Source organism: Pseudomonas sp. v388, assembly GCF_003935425.1.
Classification (GTDB): Bacteria; Pseudomonadota; Gammaproteobacteria; order Pseudomonadales; family Pseudomonadaceae; genus Aquipseudomonas.
Genome location: NZ_RHQN01000005.1, coordinates 170,212 through 189,318 on the forward strand (window position 1 = coordinate 170,212; position 19,107 = coordinate 189,318).

A 19,107-nucleotide genomic window follows, 5' to 3' on the forward strand; every position below is an offset into this window, starting at 1 on the left:
ATGGCAGGCGTAGGTTATAAAGCGTTGCACGTATTACTCAATTCAATGAGGGCTGGAGGAATGGATTCAAAGGAACGTCAATTAACGGAGCTTCTCGGGCTGACCGCCCGCACCCTCACGCACCTTACCGCTTCAATCACGTCCATGTCGTTCGAGTTGCTGCGCAGCGAGGACGAAGTCACCCGTTCGGCAGGTCGGCGCATGATCGACCGCATGGCGACCATCAGTTCCGGGCTCGATGAGCACTGGCGCCTGATCGGTGATCTCACCGGGGTCCACATGGCCCAGGAAGAAATCGAGACCGTGACCGAAATCCAGTTGCAGCGCAAGGTCGTCACGCCCATCGGCGGCTGAGCCGACAGCACGACCAGGCCGTTATCGGCCGGTGTGATGCGCAACGATTCATGTGACGAACGTCCCTGGCGCCCCGCGCAGTCCCGCACCATAGTTCCGGTTCCGCAACCCGAAGGGTTGCCCTGACCGGACGTGAGGCTGCGATGACCAACACTCAGCACTACCGCGCCTGCCATTTGTGCGAAGCCATATGCGGTCTGACCATCGAGACCGCCGGCCTGAGCATCACCTCGATCAAAGGCGACCCGCTCGACCCGTTCAGCCGCGGCCACATCTGCCCCAAAGCCATCGCCTTGCAGGATATTCAGAATGATCCGAATCGTCTGCGGCATCCGGTCCGACGCGTGGGTGATCAATGGCAGGCCATCGACTGGCAAGAGGCTTTCGAGCTGATTGCCCGACGTCTGCAGGATATTCAGCAGCGGCACGGCCAGAACGCGGTGGCGGTCTACCAGGGCAATCCCAGCGTTCACAACTACGGGCTCATGACCCACAGCAATTACTTTCTGGGTCAACTCAAGACACGCAATCGGTACTCCGCCACGTCGGTCGATCAACTGCCGCAACACCTGACCAGCTTCCTGATGTACGGCCACGGCCTGTTACTGCCGATTCCGGATATCGATCACACCGACTTCATGCTGATCCTGGGCGGCAATCCGCTGGCGTCCAACGGCAGCATCATGACCGTGCCCGACGTGGAAAAGCGCCTGAAGGCGATTCACGCGCGCGGCGGGAAGGTGGTGGTGATTGACCCGCGGCGCAGCGAAACGGCCGCGATTGCCACGCAGCACATTTTCGTCAAGCCCGGTGGTGATGCGGCGCTCTTGTTTGGCTTGCTCAACACGCTGTTCGAAGAACGACTGGCGCGGGGCAGCCACTTGCCGGTGAACGGGCTGGAGCAGGTCCGGCAGGCCATTGCGCCACTCACGGCGGAATCGATGAGCGCGCGCTGTGGCGTGCCGGCCCAGCAGATACGCCAATTGGCCCGAGACTTCGCGGCAGCCGAGCGTGCCGTCTGTTACGGGCGCATGGGTATCTCTACCCAGGCGTTCGGCACGCTGTGCCATTGGCTGGTGCAGTTGATCAATCTGGTGACCGGAAACCTTGATCGAGTGGGCGGCGCGTTATGCACCGAACCTGCGGTGGATCTGGTCGGCGTGACGTCGGGCGGCCACTTCGACCTCTGGCAGAGCCGGGTCTCGGGTTTGCCCGAATACGCCGGAGAGCTGCCGGTCGCGGCCCTGGCCGAAGAAATGCTCACCGAAGGGCAAGGGCAGGTGCGGGCGCTGGTGACGGTGGCCGGCAATCCGGTGCTGTCCACCCCCAATGGCCGACAGCTGGAACGGGCACTCGAAGGTCTTGAGTTCATGGTCAGTATCGATCTCTACATCAACGAAACCACGCGCTATGCCGATCTGATCCTGCCCTCGACCTCGGCGCTGGAAAACGACCACTACGACACCACCTTCAACGCCCTGGCGGTGCGCAATGTCACGCGTTTCAACCGGGCGATCTTTCCCAGGCCGCAAGGTACGTTGCATGACTGGGAAATTTTTGTCGGGCTGGCCAAGGCGTTTGCGGCGCGCACCGGCAAGGAGTTGAAGCCTGCGCTGGCTCCGGCGCAGATGATCGACCTGGGCTTGCGTAACGGCCCGTATGGTGAAGGCAGTTCGCACGACCTGTCGATTGCAAGCCTTGAACGCTATCCGCACGGCATTGATCTGGGCGCCTTGACACCCAATCTGCGGGAACGCCTCAAGACCGAAGATGGCCAGGTGCAGGCCGCGCCCGCAGTGGTCATGGCGGATATCGCGCGCTTTATCGCCACCCCTGTTTCCCGGCCCGGCGAGTTGTTGTTGATAGGACGCCGTCATGTGCGCAGCAACAACTCATGGATGCACAACTATCAGCGCCTGGTGAAGGGCAAGCCCAGGCATCAGCTGTTGATGCACCCGCAGGACATGGCCGCACGCGGGCTGAGCGACCAGCAATGGGTCACGGTCGACTCGCGAGTGGGGCAGGTCCGGGTTCAGGTACTGGGCAGTGCGGACATGATGCCCGGTGTCGCCAGCCTGCCGCATGGTTGGGGCCATGGCCGTTCCGGCGTGCAGCTGGATATCGCGAATGCCCAACCGGGTGTCAGCGCCAATGACCTGACCGATGAGCGAGTGCTGGATGCGGTGTCCGGCAATGCTGCATTGAACGGTGTGCCGATCCGTGTCAGCGCTGCCGATGTTCAGCACTGAGCGTCAGGCACAGGATTCCGTTACAATGCGCCACCGTGCCGACTACTGTGTCGGAAAGTTCAGCCGAGGTGTTCCATGGATATCATCGAAACGATCAAAGAGCAGATTGCCAACAACACCATTCTGCTTTACATGAAAGGCGCTCCGAATGCCCCGCAGTGCGGCTTTTCGGCCAAGGCGTCCCAGGCATTGATGGCATGCGGCGAAAAATTCGCTTACGTCGACATCCTGCAGAACCCTGAGATCCGCGCCAACCTGCCCAAATACGCCAACTGGCCGACGTTCCCGCAGTTGTGGGTAGCCGGTGAGCTGGTCGGCGGCAGCGACATCATCACCGAGATGATGGCTGACGGCTCCTTGCAGGAACTGGTCAAGTCCGCAAGCGCCAAGGCTCAGTAAGCACGTCTGCCCGGTAGGAACACGCGGACGGCGATCCGTCCTGCCCGCGACAGGGCCATGCATTGCTCAAATGCCTGGCCTGATCGTTTCTACCTGAAAGCAGACAAGAAAAAGCCCCGCTCTCGCAAGAGGCGGGGCTTTTTCATGGCCATGCATGTCGAAGCGGGGACGTTATTCGCCCATCTGCGACTGCAGGTAGTTTTCGATGCCGATCTTGTCGATCAGGCCCAGTTGGGTTTCCAGCCAGTCGATGTGCTCTTCCTCGGATTCGAGGATGTCTTCGAGCATCTCGCGGCTACCGAAATCACCCACGGTTTCGAAGTGAGCGATGGCAGCCTTGAGATCGGCCAGACCCTTCTGTTCGATCTTGAGGTCGCACTCCAGCATTTCCTTGGTGTGCTCACCGATCAGGATCTTGCCCAGGTCCTGCAGGTTGGGCAGACCTTCGAGGAACAGAATGCGCTTGATGAGTTTGTCGGCGTGTTTCATCTCGTCGATGGACTCGCGGTACTCATGTTCGCCCAGCTTTTTCAGACCCCAGTCTTCATACATGCGCGCGTGCAGGAAGTACTGATTGATCGCGACCAGCTCGTTCCCGAGGATCTTGTTGAGATGCTGGATGACTGTAATGTCGCCTTTCATGATCGAGGTCCTGCCGATGGCTTGTGTAGATAAAGCGCGAGTTTGAGCCGCACTTAAAAGCCTGTCAAACCTAAGTTATTGAATAATAAGTGAAATTAAATAGGAATAAGAATGTTTGAGTTCCGCATCTTGACGCTAAGCAATTGAATTACAGGCATAAAAAAACCGGACGCAGGGTCCGGTTCTCTGGAAACGGTGATTCAGGCTGCGGAAAATTTCGCCGGATAAGCCAGCGCCGCATGACTGCTTTGCAGTTCAGTCAGGGTTTCACGCACCACTTCCTTGGCCAGGCAGGCGCATTTCCCACATTTACTGGCGACGCCGGTTGTCTCACGAACTTCACGGTAACTGCAGCAGCCTTCCAGAATTGCTTCACGGATTTGGCCGTCGGTGACACCTTGGCAGAGACAAACATACATAAGTCAGAGACCGTCGCTGGTAATTGCTTGGTGCCGTGGAGACTAATGTGAATGAGAATGCTTGTCAAAACTGTTCTTGTAACCATTGCGCCTCTCCGATGAGTGGTCGGATTGTACCGGTCCGGCAAGCGGCGGCCGGGCGCGTTTGATGCATAAAAAAACCGACCTTGAAAGGCCGGTTTCTCGTAGCACGCGCTCGCTCAATCGTCGAAGTCGTGCCAACCGCCCATTTCCTTCCAGCGGTTGACGATGCCGCAGAACAGCTCGGCGGTCTTCTCGGTGTCATAGCGAGCGGAGTGAGCCTCACGGCCGTCGAAGTCGATACCGGCAGCCTGGCAGGCCTTGGCGAGAACCGTCTGGCCGTAAGCCAGGCCCGCCAGCGTCGCGGTGTCGAAGCTGGAGAACGGGTGAAACGGGTTACGCTTCATGTCCATGCGCGCGACGGCGGCATTGAGAAAGCCCAGGTCGAAGCTGGCGTTGTGGCCGACCAGCACGGCGCGCTTGCAACCGTTGGCCTTGAGTGCCTTGCGTACGCCGCGAAAGATATCGGTCAGCGCAGTTTCTTCGCTGACGGCCATGCGCAGGGGATGGTCCAGCTTGATACCGGTGAATTCCAGGGCAGCCGCTTCAACGTTGGCGCCTTCGAAGGGCTCGACCCGGAAAAAGTAAGTGTGTTCCGGAAACACGAAACCCTTTTCGTCCATGCCGATCGTCACGGCGGCGATTTCCAGCAGCGCATCGGTTGCCGAATTGAAACCGCCGGTTTCAACGTCGACGACGACGGGCAGATAGCCGCGAAAGCGAGCGGCCATCGGGTGACGGGATCCGCCACCGCCTTGACCGTCCTGTTCGTCGTCGAAATGATCTTCACTCACGCGTGTTCCTCCAGCAGACGCCAGCGCAGTTTTTCACCAGCGCGCAGCGGGATTACGGTCAGCTCGCCGAAGGGCAGGCTGGCAGGTGCGGTCCATTCTTCACGGACCAGCGTGATGGTGTCCTGGTTGGCCGGCAGGCCGTAGAACGCCGGGCCGTGCAGGCTGGCGAAACCTTCCAGCTTGTCCAGCGCGTCGCGCTGTTCGAACGCCTCTGCATACAACTCGATGGCGGCATAGGCGGTGTAGCAGCCCGCGCAGCCACAGGCGTTTTCCTTGGCATGCTGGGCGTGAGGCGCCGAGTCGGTGCCCAGGAAGAACTTGCCGCTGCCGCTGGTAGCCGCATCGAGCAAGGCCACCTGATGCGTGTTGCGCTTGAGGATCGGCAGGCAGTAGAAATGTGGACGAATACCGCCGACCAGCATGTGATTGCGGTTATAAAGCAGGTGATGCGCGGTGATGGTCGCCGCCACATTGGCCGAAGCTTCGTTGACGAACTGCACGGCGTCGGCGGTGGTGATGTGTTCGAACACCACTTTGAGTGCCGGGAAACGCTCCACGACGCGGCGCAGGTGCTCGTCGATGAACACCTTCTCGCGGTCGAACACGTCGATCTCGCCACGGGTGACTTCACCGTGCACCAACAGCAGCATGCCGACTTCGGCCATGGCTTCGAGGGCCGGGAAGATCTTGTCGATGCTGGTGACGCCCGAATCGGAATTCGTGGTGGCGCCGGCCGGATACAGCTTGGCCGCATGGACGAAGCCGCTGGCCTTGGCCTGGCGGATGTCTTCAGCGCTGGTCTGGTCGGTGAGGTAGAGCACCATCAGCGGCTCGAAGCGGCTGCCGGCCGGGCGTGCGGCCAGGATGCGCTGGCGATAGGCGTCTGCCTGTTGCGCGTTGCGCACAGGAGGCACCAGGTTGGGCATGATGATGGCGCGGCCAAAGGTGCGTGCCACGTCAGCGACGGTATTGGGCAAGACAGCTCCATCACGGAGGTGAATGTGCCAGTCGTCGGGACGCAGAAGGGTCAGGCGGTCAGACATTGGGGATTCCAGGCGGGTCAAACTCGCTGGGAATGCTACCGGAAAAGACTCTCTCAGGCACTCGCTATCAAGTTTTGTAGGAAGTAACCGATAGCCCGATGTAGGAAGCAATTTCGTTTCGCGGTCATTTTCAAGTGGAGCTTGCCGTGCGCCAGCTATATGTAGCCCTGCTCAGCGTGTTCGCCAGCCTTCCGGCCATGGCGATGAATTTCCAGACCCGTCTGGAAAGCATCGAGTGGAAGGTCGAGGGAGATCAGTTCGAGTGCCGTCTGACGCAGCCGATCACCGACTTTGGTGCCGGTGAGTTCGTGCGTCGCGCGGGCGAGCAGGCCACATTCCGTCTCAAGACGTCCTACGCCACGCTGGGCAGCGGCTCGGCGACCTTGCTGGCCGCGGCTGCGCCGTGGCAGCCAGGTCGGGGCGATATCAATCTGGGCTCGGTGCGCGTCAGCAACGGCGAGATTCCGTTCAATACGTCCCAGGCGCAGGCCGGACGGCTCATCAATGGCCTGATGGAAGGGCGCAGCCCGCTTATCCGCCACTACTCTCGCGAGGGAGGGACCATGGAAGTGCGCCTGCTGCCGGTCAAGTTCAGCAAGGCATTTGCGGACTATCAAGCCTGTACGGCCAAGCTGCTGCCGATGAATTTCGATCAGGTCAAGCAGTCGGAAGTCGGCTTCCCCGGTGGCGGGATCGAACTCGATGCCAAGGCCAAGGCCCGGCTGGACACCATGATTGCGTATCTGAAGGCCGATCCGACGGTCAATCACATTGAACTCGACGGGCACTCGGACAACAGCGGTAATCGCCTGACCAACCGTGATCTGTCGCGACGTCGTGCGCTTGCGGTCATGGACTACTTCAAGGCGCAGGGCATCCCTGAGCAGCAGATCACCTTGCGCTTTCACGGCGAGCGTTACCCGCTGGCGCCTAATACCAACAATGCCAACCGTGCACGCAACCGCCGGGTGAATGTGCATCTGGAGCGCGTCGCGCCCGACGAGCGTCCGGCTCCGGTGGCTTCGTCGGCCAGTGCCGCCGCCACATCCTGATCATTTGTCCCGTCGAGGCGGCCATTACTGTCGCCTCGTCGTCAGAAGCTGTCGCGCCCCTGTAAATTTGCTGGTTTGAACGGTAGAATCGCTGGTTTTCCGTACAACCCGGTGGAGTGATGGCATGGCGGACGTAAACAAGGTAGTTCTAGCGTATTCCGGTGGCCTGGATACTTCGGTAATCCTCAAGTGGCTGCAAGATACCTACAACTGCGAAGTGGTGACCTTTACCGCTGACCTGGGTCAGGGCGAAGAGGTCGAACCGGCTCGCGCCAAGGCTCAGGCCATGGGCGTCAAGGAAATCTACATCGACGACCTGCGCGAAGAATTCGTGCGCGATTTCGTGTTCCCGATGTTCCGCGCCAATACCGTCTACGAAGGCGAGTACCTGCTGGGTACTTCCATCGCTCGTCCGTTGATTGCCAAACGCCTGATCGAAATCGCCAACGAAACCGGCGCCGACGCCATTTCCCACGGTGCCACCGGCAAGGGCAACGACCAGGTCCGTTTCGAGCTTGGCGCCTACGCGCTCAAGCCGGGCGTCAAGGTCATCGCCCCATGGCGCGAGTGGGATCTGCTGTCGCGTGAAAAGCTCATGGATTACGCCGAGAAGCACGCGATCCCGATCGAGCGTCACGGCAAGAAGAAGTCTCCGTACTCCATGGATGCCAACCTGCTGCACATCTCCTATGAAGGCGGCGTGCTGGAAGACACCTGGACCGAGCACGAAGAAGACATGTGGCGTTGGACCAAGTCCCCGGAGGACGCACCCAACGTTCCGACCTATCTCGAACTGACCTACCGCAACGGCGACATCGTGGCCCTGGACGGCGTCGAAATGACTCCGGCCACCGTGCTGGCGACCCTGAACCGCATCGGCGGCGAGAACGGCATCGGCCGTCTGGACATCGTGGAAAACCGCTATGTGGGCATGAAGTCCCGTGGCTGCTACGAAACCCCAGGCGGCACCATCATGCTGCGTGCCCACCGCGCCATCGAATCGATCACTCTGGATCGTGAAGTCGCTCACCTCAAGGATGAGCTGATGGTCAAATACGCCAGCCTGATCTACACCGGCTACTGGTGGAGCCCTGAACGCCTGATGTTGCAGCAGATGATCGACGCTTCCCAGGTGCACGTGAACGGCGTGGTTCGCTTGAAGCTGTACAAGGGCAACGTGATCGTGACCGGTCGCAAGTCCGAAGAGTCGCTGTTCGACGCCAACATTGCGACCTTCGAGGAAGACGGCGGCGCCTACAACCAGGCCGATGCGGCGGGCTTCATCAAGCTCAACGCCTTGCGTATGCGTATCGCTGCGAACAAAGGCCGCAAGTTCTTCTGAGCGGCCCCGGTATGAGAATGCAGCCCGTTAGGGCTGCATTCGAATTCTGATGCTCGGCGGCGCTCAGCCGTCGAGGCTTCACGGCCTGGTCAGCGTTCTTTTACTGGCCTTCCTCCCCGAATAACCGTATTTGATGGGTTTTTCCTTTACGCTCAAACCTGCGTGCTTGAGTGGCAAGTTCAAGTAATCCACCAGATCGGCAATTCCCATGCTGTAACGCTTCATGAGCGCTGTCAGTTTTCTTTCGAATTCCAGATACCGGGTAAGTTGCTCATTGGTCTCCAGAGACTTCAGTCTTTCCTGGTGCGCCTTGAGGGCGCGCTCAATTTCGCGATATTCCTTTAGCTTGGACATGATCTCTCCATTGATGGGACCGCCATCGCTGAGGGTAGTTGTCAATACTTGTTGTCGGAGTGGTGTTCACACGGTTCTCCCTGAAAATCCCACACTGCCAAAAATGTTAGACGGGATTTTCCGGAATGCGACGGCCGGTATCTACAGGATTCAGTATCTTGATCGCGATACACGGGTGCGGGCGTGAGTTTCATTGGATTTACCCTGTTTCTTACTTGATCTATTCGTTATTCGGCAATATTAATCGTAACTTCCTACAGGTTTTGAAGGCGCTGATAGACGCTGTTGTTCTGGAGTCGACGCTGGCTCGAATGCGTTGCAGTTGATGTTGCGATTGTCAGTGGCCTTTCGCGAGGCATCGAGGACGTCGTGTGTGGTGGGCTGGTTGGAGCAGTCCGGCGTCGTATAGAGGGCGCTCGGATTGAAGTTAAGCGTCAGGAAAAACAGGATGACGAGGGTTGATGGAAATAATATGAGAAACCATATATAGGGTTGGCGCGACGCATCATCCAGATAGGGCAGTACGGTTGTAGCTGAGGCTTCGGATAAACCGGCAAACAAGGCAATGACGGTTATCGGGTTCATAAGGCGGGTGAACGGGTTCATGGTGTCGGCTTCAGATTCGATAAATGGTGGAGTGGGGTAGAGTTGTTCAGGCCGACAGGCGCCGAACGCGACCTGGCAGGTCGAGCGGGAAGTTCCAGGCGCACGGTCGAGCAGTCGTTGCCGAGAATTCCAGTACATTTCGGTTGTCATGAGGGGTCCCGTTCTCTGTTTTGGCGAAACTCGAAGCGGTACGCCTTTCCGATGTCCCACACCTGTCTGATACTCAGGCCGAGCACCTGGGCTATTTCTGTCGCGGTATAGCCGAGTGTGGAGTAGTGCATCGCGTGGCCTGCCACGACATCATCGATATCGGAAGTCGGCGTGAAAGTCTCTTTTCTGATGAACTTGACAGGACGGCTGTAACTTATCTTTACGCCATTGTCAGTTGCCAACTGGCGGATGTCCTTTTTGTTCATGCGCAACGAGTACTGCAGCGCGGATACACCCGCGCCTTTGGCCACCAGCTCCTTGAGCAATTCGAGTTTGTTGTGCTCGGCTTCAGCGCCCTGGTCTGGTGTGTGCTCGACGCCGTAGGCCGCAGGAGCCTCGGCGATCCCTCCGTCGGGGATGACCGAGATCACTCCACCCTGAGAAACAAACTCCTCCACGGCGGCGGAAAGGCTCTGGGCAGTCGAATCCTTTGATAGCGAGCAAGACGACTTGTTGTTCATGGTATATCCCTTTTTGAACATGGTTATACACATGGCCACTGTGCAGGCATAATCACATCTGGCTCGAAGTCAGTTTGGGATGAATGTCGCTGCCCGGCCATGTTCATGTTGTCCGAATCCTTTCGGTTATTTCGATAAAACGAGTCCCTTTAATCAATACTGTTCCGGTCTGCGCAAAGGCATTACGGGAAAAGCGTTCCGCATGTAGTTGTACATGTTAACGGGCTGAAAATATTGATTGGTTCTCAAAAAAGTAACGACTGGTAATAGAATTTGCAAGTAAAAAAGCGGTATGAAACATGAAATGAGTTGGTTTGTCCGAAATCGTCTTACATAGGGGTTTTTACCGTCTGTTAGTGTTGTAGTACCTTTCCTCTTTAATGGCTGAGCTATGGATTTGATCAAGGTTATAGTATTAGCTAGTTGTCGAATGAGCCCTTGTTTCAGGTTGGTCCTCTTGCGAATGTAGATGATCCCCGGTTTTTGGTGGTGAATCATGTGCAGGGTCGGGCGGGGTTCGCTCGGAACTGCCGGACACCTTATCTGGGCCTCTGAAGGCCCCGGGCGATCGTGCCTAGACGACAATGTAGGAAGCTTCTGTATATTTTGTAGGATTAATCTTTAAATACATATTTGTATGAAGTTGATACCGTTATGTGTGTAGTTTTCAACGCGGGGGTGCGGGTATGGCCTTTTCGTGTCGCTCGGTAGGTGGCAATAAATTCTGATCCTTGGGCCGTGGCGCATTTGCAGATTGCGCTTATTCTGGAGACAGGTTGTCGGAAAACGGTCAGGCCGGAGTTGGCGCATGAAGTTGCGCGGCCCGACAACGAGCGTTGTTATGAACTTTGATTCACCTGGAGGCCAGTAATGGGGCAACGAGGAATAACGTACCTGTCTGGTCCCGGTGCAGAAGCTGTCCGTGTTAACCGCAGGCTCTGGATAAGCGGTTCCCGATAGCACCAACTTCAGCGGTATCCCAGAGGGAAGCTTGAGATAATCATGGAAAACAGTTCGTTCACGTCTAGTTTTGTAGGATGTTTCTGTTGTGTTTGTGGGAATGGTCTTTGGCTGCCTGTCCGAAGGGGTGAGCGCCATGCAAAGCACTAAACGACTAAGCTATTGTGCTGACTCTAAAAATTCGAATATCGAAACTGGACTGCCCCATGAATAAAGTGCTGATCGTGGATGATCATCCCGTCATTCGCCTTGCTGTACGCATGCTGATGGAGCGTCATGGCTACGAAGTCATCGCAGAGACCGATAACGGGGTCGATGCGTTGCAGCTGGCTCGCGAGCATCTGCCCGATATCGTCATCCTCGACATCGGCATCCCGAAGCTGGACGGCCTTGAGGTCATCGCGCGCCTGTCAGCCATGACGCTGCCGTTCAAGATCCTGATCCTGACCTCCCAGGCCCCCGGCCATTTTTCCATGCGTTGCATGCAGGCGGGTGCTGCAGGCTATGTGTGCAAACAGCAGGATCTGACCGAGCTGTTGAGCGCGATCAAGGCTGTGTTGTCCGGCTACAGCTATTTTCCCAATCAGGCGCTGCACACGGTTCGGTCCAGCATGGGCAACGCCAGCGAGGCCGACATGGTGGATCGCCTTTCAGGGCGCGAAATGATGGTTCTGCAGCAGCTCGCCAGAGGCAAGACCAACAAGGAGATCGCCGACAGCATGTTCCTGAGCAACAAAACGGTCAGCACCTACAAGACACGCTTGCTGCTCAAGTTGAATGCCCACTCGCTGGTGGATCTGATCGAGCTTGCGCAGCGTAACGGGCTGGTATGAAACATGGCAGGGTGGGGTATTCAGCGCGTACCCGCGCTGGAGCCTCCCGGATGAGAGGCTTTGAAGTCGAGGCAGAGCGGTCGTCGCCATGGCTATGGCGGATGCAAAACGACTAGAGGTCGAAGTCGTAATCGGCCAGCTGTTTCTGCAGGCGCCGCTCTTCAAGCAGGTTGTCGATGGTGCGCCGTTTGCTCAGGTTTGTCTTGGCCGGCTCAGTGGCCGGCTGCTCACCCTCGTCGGAATCAACGGTGATGAAGTCGTCGTCTACGTCCAATTGCTCTTTGCCAGTACTCATGAAGGTGACTCCAGGCTTGGGCTGTCATTGGCGCACCTTATAGCGGCATTCTCCGGACGGGTAAAAAAGATTTTTTTAATCGATTCTGCCGCAGGATCGCTATTGATCAATCGTCCGATGTTTTGTGTTTGTACTCGCACAAGTCTTCGATCCGGCAGCTGCCACAGCGAGGTTTACGCGCCTGACATACGTAGCGGCCATGCAGGATCAGCCAGTGATGGGCATCGAGCAGGTAGTCTTTGGGCACGAATTTCATCAACTGCTTCTCGACCTCAAGAACCGTCTTGCCGGGCGCGATATGGGTGCGGTTACTGACCCGAAAAATGTGAGTGTCCACTGCCATGGCGATCTGGCGGAAAGCCGTATTGAGCACGACATTGGCCGTTTTGCGTCCGACACCGGGAAGTGCTTCGAGCGCTTCGCGGGTCTGCGGAACCTCACCACCGTGCCGCTCCAGAAGCAGCCGGCAGGTTTCGATCACATTCTTGGCCTTGCTGTTGTACAGGCCGATGGTGCGGATGTACTCCGACAGGCCTTCCACCCCAAGGTCCAGGATCGCCTTCGGTGTATTGGCCACCGGGTAGAGCCTGGCGGTCGCCTTGTTGACGCCGACGTCAGTGGCCTGCGCTGAAAGAATGACCGCGATAAGCAACTCGAACGGCGTGGTGTAGGCCAGTTCGGTCTTGGGATCAGGATTGTCCTCGTGCAACCTGCGAAAAATCTCCAGGCGTTTGGCGGCATTCATGAGCGGAGCGTTTCCTTGAATATCACAACGGGTTGGGAATCTGGTGCAGGGTGATCCAGTCGATTGGCAGGTTCAAGCAGGGTGGAGTCACTTTTCGCGCAGGGTGGCACCTGAAGCTGCGCCCTGGGCCTGGCTCAGCGCCTGTTCGGCGTGAACGACGGCGTTGTTCAACAGCACCAGCTCGTCGGCAGGCGCATGGGCCGTCTTGGCCTTGCCAAGCGCGGCGCGGGCCATCGCCAACTGGATTTTCGCTCGCTTGACTGCGGCTTGATCAAGGGCGGCGGCCACCGGCACCGAGGCATTTGTGGCGGTGACTGACGTCAGCCGTGCCAACTCACGTTCCGTGGCCTCGAATTCCCGTTGCAACTGAGCCAGCCGCGCTGCCTGCTCGGCAATCGGGGGATGCCCGAATGCCTTGAGCGACTTGTTGAGCTGCGCGCGACTCATCGCCACGGCAATCCGGGCTTTTTTTACGGCAGCATCGACATCTGGCGTGGCAGTCGATCCCGCCGTGGGCGCTGGACTGGGGGCCCCCGGAGGGATGGCCGGCTGGCGTGCGACGCGTTGCTGCACTCGCCGCTCCAGTTCACGCCGTAGGCGGTCGTTACGAGCCTCGAAGCGCCGGCGGGCGTGCAGACGCTTTATGGCGCGGGCCTGATAGTCGCCCGGTGTTTCAGCCATGCCGCCGACGATGGGGGTGACCCCGTTTCGCTCCAGCGGATGCATTTCGATGCAGTCTACCGGGCAGGGCGCAACACACAGGTCGCAGCCGGTGCATTCATCGACCAGCACGGTGTGCATCAGTTTTGCGGCCCCGACGATGGCATCGACCGGGCAGGCCTGGATGCATTTCGTACAGCCAATGCACTCCGCTTCGCGGATAAACGCAATCTGGGCAGGCGCCGGGCCACGTGCCACATCTAAAGGCAGAGCCGGGGTGCCGAGCAGTTCTGCCAGCTGCGCGATGGTTTCCTGTCCGCCTGGTGGGCAGCGGTTGATTGGCTCGCCGGCCGCGATACCTTGGGCGTAAGGCCGGCAACCAGGATGGCCGCACTTGCCGCACTGGGTCTGCGGCAGCAGCGCATCGATGCGTGCAATCAGGCCCGGCGAGGCGGCACCGGTGTGCAGGTGGGGAGTGTCGGTCATGATCGTATCGATGGTTCAGCGCTGGAGGCGTTATCGAGAGTTTGCCTCACTGCAGGGGGGATGCAAGGCAGGATGGATGAAGGCCCGGGCATCCTTCGCTCGAAGGATGCCGGGCCCTGGAGCGCTTACTTGATCCGCTGGCCCGGCTTGGCACCGCTATCCGGGCTGAGCAGATAGATTTCTTCTCCGCCGGGGCCTGCCGCCATCACCATGCCTTCGGAAATGCCGAAGCGCATCTTCCGGGGCTTGAGGTTGGCGATCATCATCGTCAGGCGGCCTTCCAGCTCGGCCGGGTTCGGGTAGGCACTCTTGATGCCGGAGAACACGTTGCGCTGCTCGTCACCGATATCCAGGGTCAGACGCAGCAGCTTGTCTGCACCTTCGACATGCTCGGCCTTGAGAATCAGGGCGACGCGCAGGTCGACTGCGGCAAACGCCTCGAAGTCGATCTCTGCGGACAGCGGGTCCTTGGTCAGTTCACCGTTGCCCTTGGGCGCGGCGTCGGCGTCGGCATTGGCATTGCCATCTGCCAGGTCTTCGCGGGAGGCTGCGGTCATCGCTTCGATCTTCGCCGGGTCGATACGGGTCATCAGCGCCGTGAACGGGTTGAGCTGATGATTGCTCAACAGCGTTTTGTGGTCGTCCCAGGTCAGCGGTGCCACGTTGAGGAATTTCTCGGCATCAGCGGCCAGTGCCGGCAGGACCGGCTTGAGGAAGATGACCAGTTGACGGAACAGGTTGATGCCCAGTGCGCATACCGCCTGGACTTCGTCCTGCTTGCCTTCCTGTTTGGCCAGCGCCCAGGGCGCCTTGTCGGCGATGAACGCGTTGGCGCGGTCGGCCAGGGCCATGGTTTCGCGCATGGCACGGGAAAAGTCCCGCGCCTCGTAGGCTTCGGCGATGCTCGGCGCTGCCGCCAGGAACGCGTCAGTCAGTTCCGGCGCAGCGTTGGTATCGACCATCACCCCTGCGTTGCCCTTGTGGATGAAGCCCGCGCAGCGGCTGGCGATGTTCACCACCTTGCCGATCAGATCGGAGTTGACCTTCTGCACGAAGTCTTCGAGGTTCAGGTCCAGGTCATCCACGCCGCGGCCCAGCTTGGATGCGTAGTAGTAGCGCAGGTATTCCGGCGACAGGTGGTCCAGATAGGTACGGGCCTTGATGAAGGTGCCGCGCGACTTCGACATCTTCTGGCCGTTTACCGTGATGTAACCGTGTACGTTCACTGCCGTAGGCTTGCGCAGGCCCGCGCCTTCGAGCATGGCCGGCCAGAACAGGGCGTGGAAATTGACGATGTCCTTGCCGATGAAATGGTACAGCTCGGTGGTGGAGTCCTTGGCCCAGTAGGCGTCGAAGTCCAGGTCCGGGCGGCGGGCGCACAGGTTCTTGAAGCTGGCCATGTAGCCGATCGGCGCGTCCAGCCAGACGTAGAAATACTTGCCCGGCTCGTCGGGAATCTCAAAACCGAAGTACGGCGCGTCGCGGGAAATATCCCACTGCTGCAGGCCCGAGTCGAGCCATTCGGCGATCTTGTTGGCGACGGCGTCCTGCAAGGCACCGCTGCGCGTCCAGCTCTTGAGCATGGCGTCAAAGGCCGGCAGGTCGAAGAAGAAATGCTTGGAATCCTTCAGCACCGGCGTGGCACCGGAAATGGCCGATTTCGGATCTTTCAGGTCGGTAGGGGCGTAGGTCGCGCCGCATTTTTCGCAGTTGTCGCCATACTGATCTTCGGTGCCGCATTTCGGGCAGGTGCCCTTGATGAAGCGGTCGGCCAGGAACATTTTCTTTTCCGGGTCGAAATACTGCGTGATCGAACGGGTGGCGATGTGCCCGGCGTCGCGCAGACGCTTGTAGATCATGCTCGACAGTTCGCGGTTTTCGTCCGAGTGGGTCGAATGGAAATTGTCGAAATCCACCAGGAAATCGGCGAAATCGGCGCTGTGCTCGGCGTTGACGTTGTCGATCAGTTGCTCAGGCGTGATGCCTTCGCGTTCGGCGCGCAGCATGATGGCCGAGCCATGGGCGTCGTCAGCGCACACGTAAGTGCACTGGTTGCCGCGATGTTTCTGGTACCGCACCCACATGTCGGTCTGGATGTATTCGAGCATGTGGCCAAGGTGGATTGAACCGTTGGCATAGGGGAGGGCGCTGGTAACGAGAATCTGGCGTGGCTCGGACATGGGCTCGGCTACTTGAAGTGAAACGGAGGTCGGCCACTATAAAGGTCTGGGGATTTTTTTTCACCGTTTAGCGACGTGGGAAGTGTCCTGGACTGGCAGTGAAACCATGTCGCCGCCCGTCAGAACGGTTAGGATAGCCGCCTGTTTCAGTCAGCCTTTTTCGGAGTGAGCCCATGAGCGCAGTCAACCGCGCAGCGGTGGAGACGATTCTTCGCCAGTACACCGACCCTTACATGAACCAGGATCCGGTCAGTGCCGGTTGTGTGCGGGCCATCGATATTCAGGGCGGCCAGGTCACCGTGCAGCTGGAGCTGGGCTACGCCGCCGGCCTTTTCAGGAGCGGCTGGGCTCAGGTGTTGAAAACCGCCGTGGAAGGTCTTGACGGCGTGACCGCGGCTCGGGTCGAGATCGCCAGCGTTATCAGCGCGCACAAGGCCCAGGGTCAGGTGCCCGGCCTGGCCAATGTAAAGAACATCGTGGCGGTGGCCTCCGGCAAGGGTGGCGTGGGCAAATCCACCACCGCTGCCAATCTGGCGCTGGCGCTGGCCCGCGAAGGTGCGCGGGTCGGGATTCTCGACGCCGATATCTACGGCCCCAGCCAGGGTGTGATGTTCGGCATTCCTGAAGGCACCCGACCAAAAATCAAGGACCAGAAATGGTTCGTGCCCATCGAAGCCCACGGTGTCGAAGTGATGTCCATGGCGTTTCTGACCGATGACAATACGCCGATGGTCTGGCGAGGGCCGATGGTGTCCGGCGCCTTGCTGCAGCTGGTGACCCAGACCGCATGGAATGATCTGGATTACCTGGTGATCGACATGCCGCCCGGTACCGGCGACATTCAGTTGACCCTCGCGCAGAAAGTCCCGGTGGCTGGCGCGGTGATCGTTACCACGCCTCAGGATCTGGCGCTGCTCGACGCGAAGAAAGGCGTCGAGATGTTCCGCAAGGTCAACATCCCGGTGCTGGGCGTGGTGGAGAATATGGCCGTGCACATCTGCTCGAACTGCGGTCACGCCGAGCATCTGTTCGGTGAGGGTGGTGGCGAGAAGCTGGCCTCACAGTACGACGTGGAACTGCTGGCGTCGCTGCCGCTGTCGATGCTGATTCGTGAGCAGGCCGACGGAGGCAAGCCGACAGTGATTGCCGAGCCGGAAAGCCAGATCGCCATGGTCTATCAGGAACTGGCTCGCCATGTAGGCGCGCGCATCGTGCTGCAGGAAGCTGCCAGCCCGGCGATGCCGACCATTTCGGTGAGTGACGACTGACGACAGCCGCCAAGACCTGTGGGAGCGGACCGGGCGGGACCGCTCCCACAGGACTCGAGAAAATCCAGGCAATAAAAAACCCCGCTTTTGAGGGCGGGGTTTTTCAAGCGATTCAGTACAAGTTAGATAACTTGAACTTCCTCAGCCTGCATGCCTTTCTGACCGCGGGTAGCGATGAAAGAAACCTGTTGGCCTTCTTTCAGGCTCTTGAAGCCGTCGGACTGGATAGCTTTGAAGTGCACGAACAGGTCGTCACCGGACTGTGGAGTGATGAAGCCGAAGCCTTTTTCATCGTTGAACCACTTAACGGTACCAGTTTGGCGATTGGACATGATGTATCTCCTTGGACAAAGTTAACTGCGACTCAGGAAGAGCCCTGGCCGAGACTGAGTGCAAAGAGCTGGAAAATTCATGGAGATGGTTGGATCGAAATTCAACATCGTGTAGAGATTCTCAGTGACACAAGCAACACAGTGGCGCCACCTTAACCCTTTTTGCGGAACGTGCCAATGGTCTGTCGAGATTATTTCCTGACGGGTGAAAAACGGCACGTCCGGCAAGCGAAGCGGCCTTGCGTGACCTTTGAACGCAAGGCCCCGGCCCGGTAAGATGCGGCACATCTTTCTTCACCTCGTTATTCAGGACACCGCCATGAGCATCAAATCGGACAAGTGGATTCGCCGCATGGCGCAAGAGCAAGGCATGATCGAGCCCTTCGTCGAGCGCCAGATGCGTGGCGAGGGCGCCGACCGGGTGATCTCCTTTGGCGTTTCCAGCTACGGCTACGACGTGCGTTGTGCGGATGAATTCAAGGTGTTCACCAACATCAACTCGGCGACCGTCGATCCGAAAAACTTCGACGAGAAGAGCTTCGTCGACGTCAAGAGCGACGTGTGCATCATCCCGCCCAACTCGTTTGCCCTGGCACGCACCGTCGAGTACTTCCGCATTCCGCGTAACGTGCTGACCATCTGTCTGGGCAAGAGCACCTACGCGCGCTGCGGCATCATCGTCAACGTGACGCCGCTGGAGCCGGAATGGGAAGGCCACGTGACCCTCGAGTTCTCCAACACCACCACGCTGCCGGCCAAGATCTACGCCAACGAAGGTGTGGCGCAGATGCTGTTCCTTGAGTCTGACGAGGAATGTGAAGTGTCCTACAAGGACCGTGGGGGCAAGTATCAGGGCCAGCGTGGCGTCACTCTGCCACGTACCTGATTTTCGATTTCGCGCTGACGCAAATTGAATTAATACAGTTTTATGCACTCTATTGGCTGACATGTCCCCGCATACATTTTGTGCGCGGGGCCGCTGATCGGAGTGCCCTATGAAGACCGACTACAAAACATCTGACCGGGAAACGTCTCCTCCGCCCAACGAGATCGGACTGCTGGCCTGGTCGTTGCTCGCGCATTCGCATCTGCACGCGCAATTCAACATGGTCGGCGGCGGAATCCCAGGTCAGCCTGACCCGGATACCCCGTTCCAGGAACCCACCGAGCCGGGTGAACCTACCATTCCTGACGAGCCACCTCCTGCGCCTGTAGCCTGACCCTTCCCTGAATCTGCCCTGATGTGCCATGCCGCCCGGCGCATTCCGCGTGGGCGAGCGGGCAGGTCAATGACTGGCGACGAGTGGCGATCGAGGGCTGATGAAGCGTTTCAGCCTCGCGG

21 protein-coding genes are annotated in these 19,107 nt (G+C 58.8%); 9 read left to right on the plus strand and 12 right to left on the minus strand.

Annotated features, from left to right (window positions below; genetic code table 11):
- Nucleotides 1-60 precede the first annotated feature (60 nt).
- From EGJ27_RS13585 to grxD, 3 genes are all read left to right on the plus strand, one after another.
- On the plus strand, nucleotides 61-354 hold the full coding sequence (locus EGJ27_RS13585; RefSeq protein ID WP_125831263.1) for a hypothetical protein: 294 nt from the start codon (nucleotides 61-63) through the stop codon (nucleotides 352-354).
- Between the two features lie 143 nt (nucleotides 355-497).
- Entirely contained in the window at nucleotides 498-2,603 is a 2,106-nt protein-coding gene (locus tag EGJ27_RS13590; protein ID WP_125831264.1) for a molybdopterin oxidoreductase family protein, read from the plus strand.
- Between the two features lie 75 nt (nucleotides 2,604-2,678).
- The gene (gene grxD / locus EGJ27_RS13595) at nucleotides 2,679-3,002 is read left to right on the plus strand and encodes a Grx4 family monothiol glutaredoxin (protein ID WP_125831265.1); all 324 of its coding nucleotides are present in this window, start codon (nucleotides 2,679-2,681) and stop codon (nucleotides 3,000-3,002) included.
- Nucleotides 3,003-3,173: 171 nt separating this feature from the next.
- Here the strand turns inward: grxD and bfr are convergent, their stop codons facing one another.
- From bfr to pyrC, 4 genes are all read right to left on the minus strand, one after another.
- Nucleotides 3,174-3,644, minus strand: a complete 471-nt coding sequence (gene bfr / locus EGJ27_RS13600; RefSeq protein WP_125831266.1) for a bacterioferritin — start codon at nucleotides 3,642-3,644, stop codon at nucleotides 3,174-3,176.
- Nucleotides 3,645-3,844: 200 nt separating this feature from the next.
- Nucleotides 3,845-4,063 carry a bacterioferritin-associated ferredoxin gene (locus tag EGJ27_RS13605; RefSeq protein WP_125831267.1) on the minus strand — a complete coding sequence of 73 codons (219 nt, stop codon included), beginning with the start codon at nucleotides 4,061-4,063 and terminating at the stop codon, nucleotides 3,845-3,847.
- Nucleotides 4,064-4,263: 200 nt separating this feature from the next.
- A complete protein-coding gene (gene rnt, locus EGJ27_RS13610) occupies nucleotides 4,264-4,938 on the minus strand; it encodes a ribonuclease T (RefSeq protein ID WP_125831268.1) in 675 nt (224 codons plus the stop codon).
- Entirely contained in the window at nucleotides 4,935-5,981 is a 1,047-nt protein-coding gene (gene pyrC, locus EGJ27_RS13615) for a dihydroorotase (protein WP_125831269.1), read from the minus strand. Before pyrC ends, rnt begins: the two co-directional genes overlap by 4 nt.
- A 146-nt stretch (nucleotides 5,982-6,127) precedes the next feature.
- Between pyrC and EGJ27_RS13620 the strand changes: the two genes are divergently transcribed.
- Both EGJ27_RS13620 and EGJ27_RS13625 read left to right on the plus strand, forming a co-directional pair.
- Complete coding sequence (locus tag EGJ27_RS13620; RefSeq protein WP_125831270.1) at nucleotides 6,128-7,033, plus strand: OmpA family protein; 906 nt, start codon at nucleotides 6,128-6,130, stop codon at nucleotides 7,031-7,033.
- A gap of 124 nt (nucleotides 7,034-7,157) precedes the next feature.
- A complete protein-coding gene (locus EGJ27_RS13625; RefSeq protein WP_125831271.1) occupies nucleotides 7,158-8,375 on the plus strand; it encodes an argininosuccinate synthase in 1,218 nt (405 codons plus the stop codon).
- Between the two features lie 78 nt (nucleotides 8,376-8,453).
- On the opposite strand, the gene EGJ27_RS13630 is transcribed toward EGJ27_RS13625, so the two are convergent.
- The 3 genes from EGJ27_RS13630 to EGJ27_RS13640 all read right to left on the minus strand — a co-directional run bounded on the left by EGJ27_RS13630 (nucleotide 8,454) and on the right by EGJ27_RS13640 (nucleotide 10,039).
- Nucleotides 8,454-8,729 (minus strand): hypothetical protein, encoded by a 276-nt coding sequence (locus tag EGJ27_RS13630; RefSeq protein WP_125831272.1) that lies wholly within the window; start codon nucleotides 8,727-8,729, stop codon nucleotides 8,454-8,456.
- A gap of 240 nt (nucleotides 8,730-8,969) precedes the next feature.
- Nucleotides 8,970-9,485 (minus strand): hypothetical protein, encoded by a 516-nt coding sequence (locus EGJ27_RS13635; RefSeq protein WP_125831273.1) that lies wholly within the window; start codon nucleotides 9,483-9,485, stop codon nucleotides 8,970-8,972.
- Nucleotides 9,482-10,039, minus strand: coding sequence for a hypothetical protein (locus tag EGJ27_RS13640; RefSeq protein WP_125831274.1), 558 nt, complete (start codon nucleotides 10,037-10,039; stop codon nucleotides 9,482-9,484). Before EGJ27_RS13640 ends, EGJ27_RS13635 begins: the two co-directional genes overlap by 4 nt.
- A gap of 1,133 nt (nucleotides 10,040-11,172) precedes the next feature.
- Between EGJ27_RS13640 and EGJ27_RS13645 the strand changes: the two genes are divergently transcribed.
- Nucleotides 11,173-11,799, plus strand: a complete 627-nt coding sequence (locus EGJ27_RS13645; protein WP_125831275.1) for a response regulator transcription factor — start codon at nucleotides 11,173-11,175, stop codon at nucleotides 11,797-11,799.
- Nucleotides 11,800-11,911: 112 nt separating this feature from the next.
- On the opposite strand, the gene EGJ27_RS13650 is transcribed toward EGJ27_RS13645, so the two are convergent.
- From EGJ27_RS13650 to metG, 4 genes are all read right to left on the minus strand, one after another.
- On the minus strand, nucleotides 11,912-12,094 hold the full coding sequence (locus tag EGJ27_RS13650) for a PA3496 family putative envelope integrity protein (protein ID WP_125831276.1): 183 nt from the start codon (nucleotides 12,092-12,094) through the stop codon (nucleotides 11,912-11,914).
- A gap of 106 nt (nucleotides 12,095-12,200) precedes the next feature.
- A complete protein-coding gene (gene nth / locus EGJ27_RS13655; protein WP_125831277.1) occupies nucleotides 12,201-12,839 on the minus strand; it encodes an endonuclease III in 639 nt (212 codons plus the stop codon).
- Between the two features lie 87 nt (nucleotides 12,840-12,926).
- Nucleotides 12,927-13,985: an electron transport complex subunit RsxB gene (gene rsxB, locus EGJ27_RS13660; RefSeq protein WP_125831278.1), complete on the minus strand. Its 1,059-nt coding sequence runs from the start codon at nucleotides 13,983-13,985 to the stop codon at nucleotides 12,927-12,929.
- Between the two features lie 125 nt (nucleotides 13,986-14,110).
- Entirely contained in the window at nucleotides 14,111-16,165 is a 2,055-nt protein-coding gene (gene metG / locus EGJ27_RS13665) for a methionine--tRNA ligase (protein WP_125831279.1), read from the minus strand.
- Between the two features lie 173 nt (nucleotides 16,166-16,338).
- On the opposite strand from metG, the gene apbC reads away from it, so the two are divergent.
- Nucleotides 16,339-17,433, plus strand: coding sequence for an iron-sulfur cluster carrier protein ApbC (gene apbC, locus EGJ27_RS13670; protein ID WP_125831280.1), 1,095 nt, complete (start codon nucleotides 16,339-16,341; stop codon nucleotides 17,431-17,433).
- 122 nt (nucleotides 17,434-17,555) lie between these two features.
- On the opposite strand, the gene EGJ27_RS13675 is transcribed toward apbC, so the two are convergent.
- Entirely contained in the window at nucleotides 17,556-17,765 is a 210-nt protein-coding gene (locus EGJ27_RS13675) for a cold-shock protein (RefSeq protein ID WP_002554837.1), read from the minus strand.
- A gap of 319 nt (nucleotides 17,766-18,084) precedes the next feature.
- On the opposite strand from EGJ27_RS13675, the gene dcd reads away from it, so the two are divergent.
- A complete protein-coding gene (gene dcd / locus EGJ27_RS13680) occupies nucleotides 18,085-18,651 on the plus strand; it encodes a dCTP deaminase (RefSeq protein WP_125831281.1) in 567 nt (188 codons plus the stop codon).
- 109 nt (nucleotides 18,652-18,760) lie between these two features.
- Nucleotides 18,761-18,985: a hypothetical protein gene (locus EGJ27_RS13685; protein ID WP_125831282.1), complete on the plus strand. Its 225-nt coding sequence runs from the start codon at nucleotides 18,761-18,763 to the stop codon at nucleotides 18,983-18,985.
- Nucleotides 18,986-19,107 lie beyond the last annotated feature (122 nt).

What these genes read in the sequence shown, in the direction of transcription:
- metG (WP_125831279.1), bottom strand. Translation starts at nt 16,165, where the DNA reads ATGTCCGAGCCACGCCAGATTCTCGTTACCAGCGCCCTCCCCTATGCC.
- bfr (WP_125831266.1), bottom strand. Translation starts at nt 3,644, where the DNA reads ATGAAAGGCGACATTACAGTCATCCAGCATCTCAACAAGATCCTCGGG.
- EGJ27_RS13645 (WP_125831275.1), top strand. Translation starts at nt 11,173, where the DNA reads ATGAATAAAGTGCTGATCGTGGATGATCATCCCGTCATTCGCCTTGCT.
- EGJ27_RS13590 (WP_125831264.1), top strand. Translation starts at nt 498, where the DNA reads ATGACCAACACTCAGCACTACCGCGCCTGCCATTTGTGCGAAGCCATA.
- EGJ27_RS13685 (WP_125831282.1), top strand. Translation starts at nt 18,761, where the DNA reads ATGAAGACCGACTACAAAACATCTGACCGGGAAACGTCTCCTCCGCCC.
- EGJ27_RS13585 (WP_125831263.1), top strand. Translation starts at nt 61, where the DNA reads ATGGATTCAAAGGAACGTCAATTAACGGAGCTTCTCGGGCTGACCGCC.
- nth (WP_125831277.1), bottom strand. Translation starts at nt 12,839, where the DNA reads ATGAATGCCGCCAAACGCCTGGAGATTTTTCGCAGGTTGCACGAGGAC.
- EGJ27_RS13625 (WP_125831271.1), top strand. Translation starts at nt 7,158, where the DNA reads ATGGCGGACGTAAACAAGGTAGTTCTAGCGTATTCCGGTGGCCTGGAT.
- EGJ27_RS13675 (WP_002554837.1), bottom strand. Translation starts at nt 17,765, where the DNA reads ATGTCCAATCGCCAAACTGGTACCGTTAAGTGGTTCAACGATGAAAAA.
- rsxB (WP_125831278.1), bottom strand. Translation starts at nt 13,985, where the DNA reads ATGACCGACACTCCCCACCTGCACACCGGTGCCGCCTCGCCGGGCCTG.
- EGJ27_RS13630 (WP_125831272.1), bottom strand. Translation starts at nt 8,729, where the DNA reads ATGTCCAAGCTAAAGGAATATCGCGAAATTGAGCGCGCCCTCAAGGCG.
- grxD (WP_125831265.1), top strand. Translation starts at nt 2,679, where the DNA reads ATGGATATCATCGAAACGATCAAAGAGCAGATTGCCAACAACACCATT.
- EGJ27_RS13635 (WP_125831273.1), bottom strand. Translation starts at nt 9,485, where the DNA reads ATGACAACCGAAATGTACTGGAATTCTCGGCAACGACTGCTCGACCGT.
- EGJ27_RS13650 (WP_125831276.1), bottom strand. Translation starts at nt 12,094, where the DNA reads ATGAGTACTGGCAAAGAGCAATTGGACGTAGACGACGACTTCATCACC.
- EGJ27_RS13605 (WP_125831267.1), bottom strand. Translation starts at nt 4,063, where the DNA reads ATGTATGTTTGTCTCTGCCAAGGTGTCACCGACGGCCAAATCCGTGAA.
- apbC (WP_125831280.1), top strand. Translation starts at nt 16,339, where the DNA reads ATGAGCGCAGTCAACCGCGCAGCGGTGGAGACGATTCTTCGCCAGTAC.
- dcd (WP_125831281.1), top strand. Translation starts at nt 18,085, where the DNA reads ATGAGCATCAAATCGGACAAGTGGATTCGCCGCATGGCGCAAGAGCAA.
- pyrC (WP_125831269.1), bottom strand. Translation starts at nt 5,981, where the DNA reads ATGTCTGACCGCCTGACCCTTCTGCGTCCCGACGACTGGCACATTCAC.
- EGJ27_RS13640 (WP_125831274.1), bottom strand. Translation starts at nt 10,039, where the DNA reads ATGTGTATAACCATGTTCAAAAAGGGATATACCATGAACAACAAGTCG.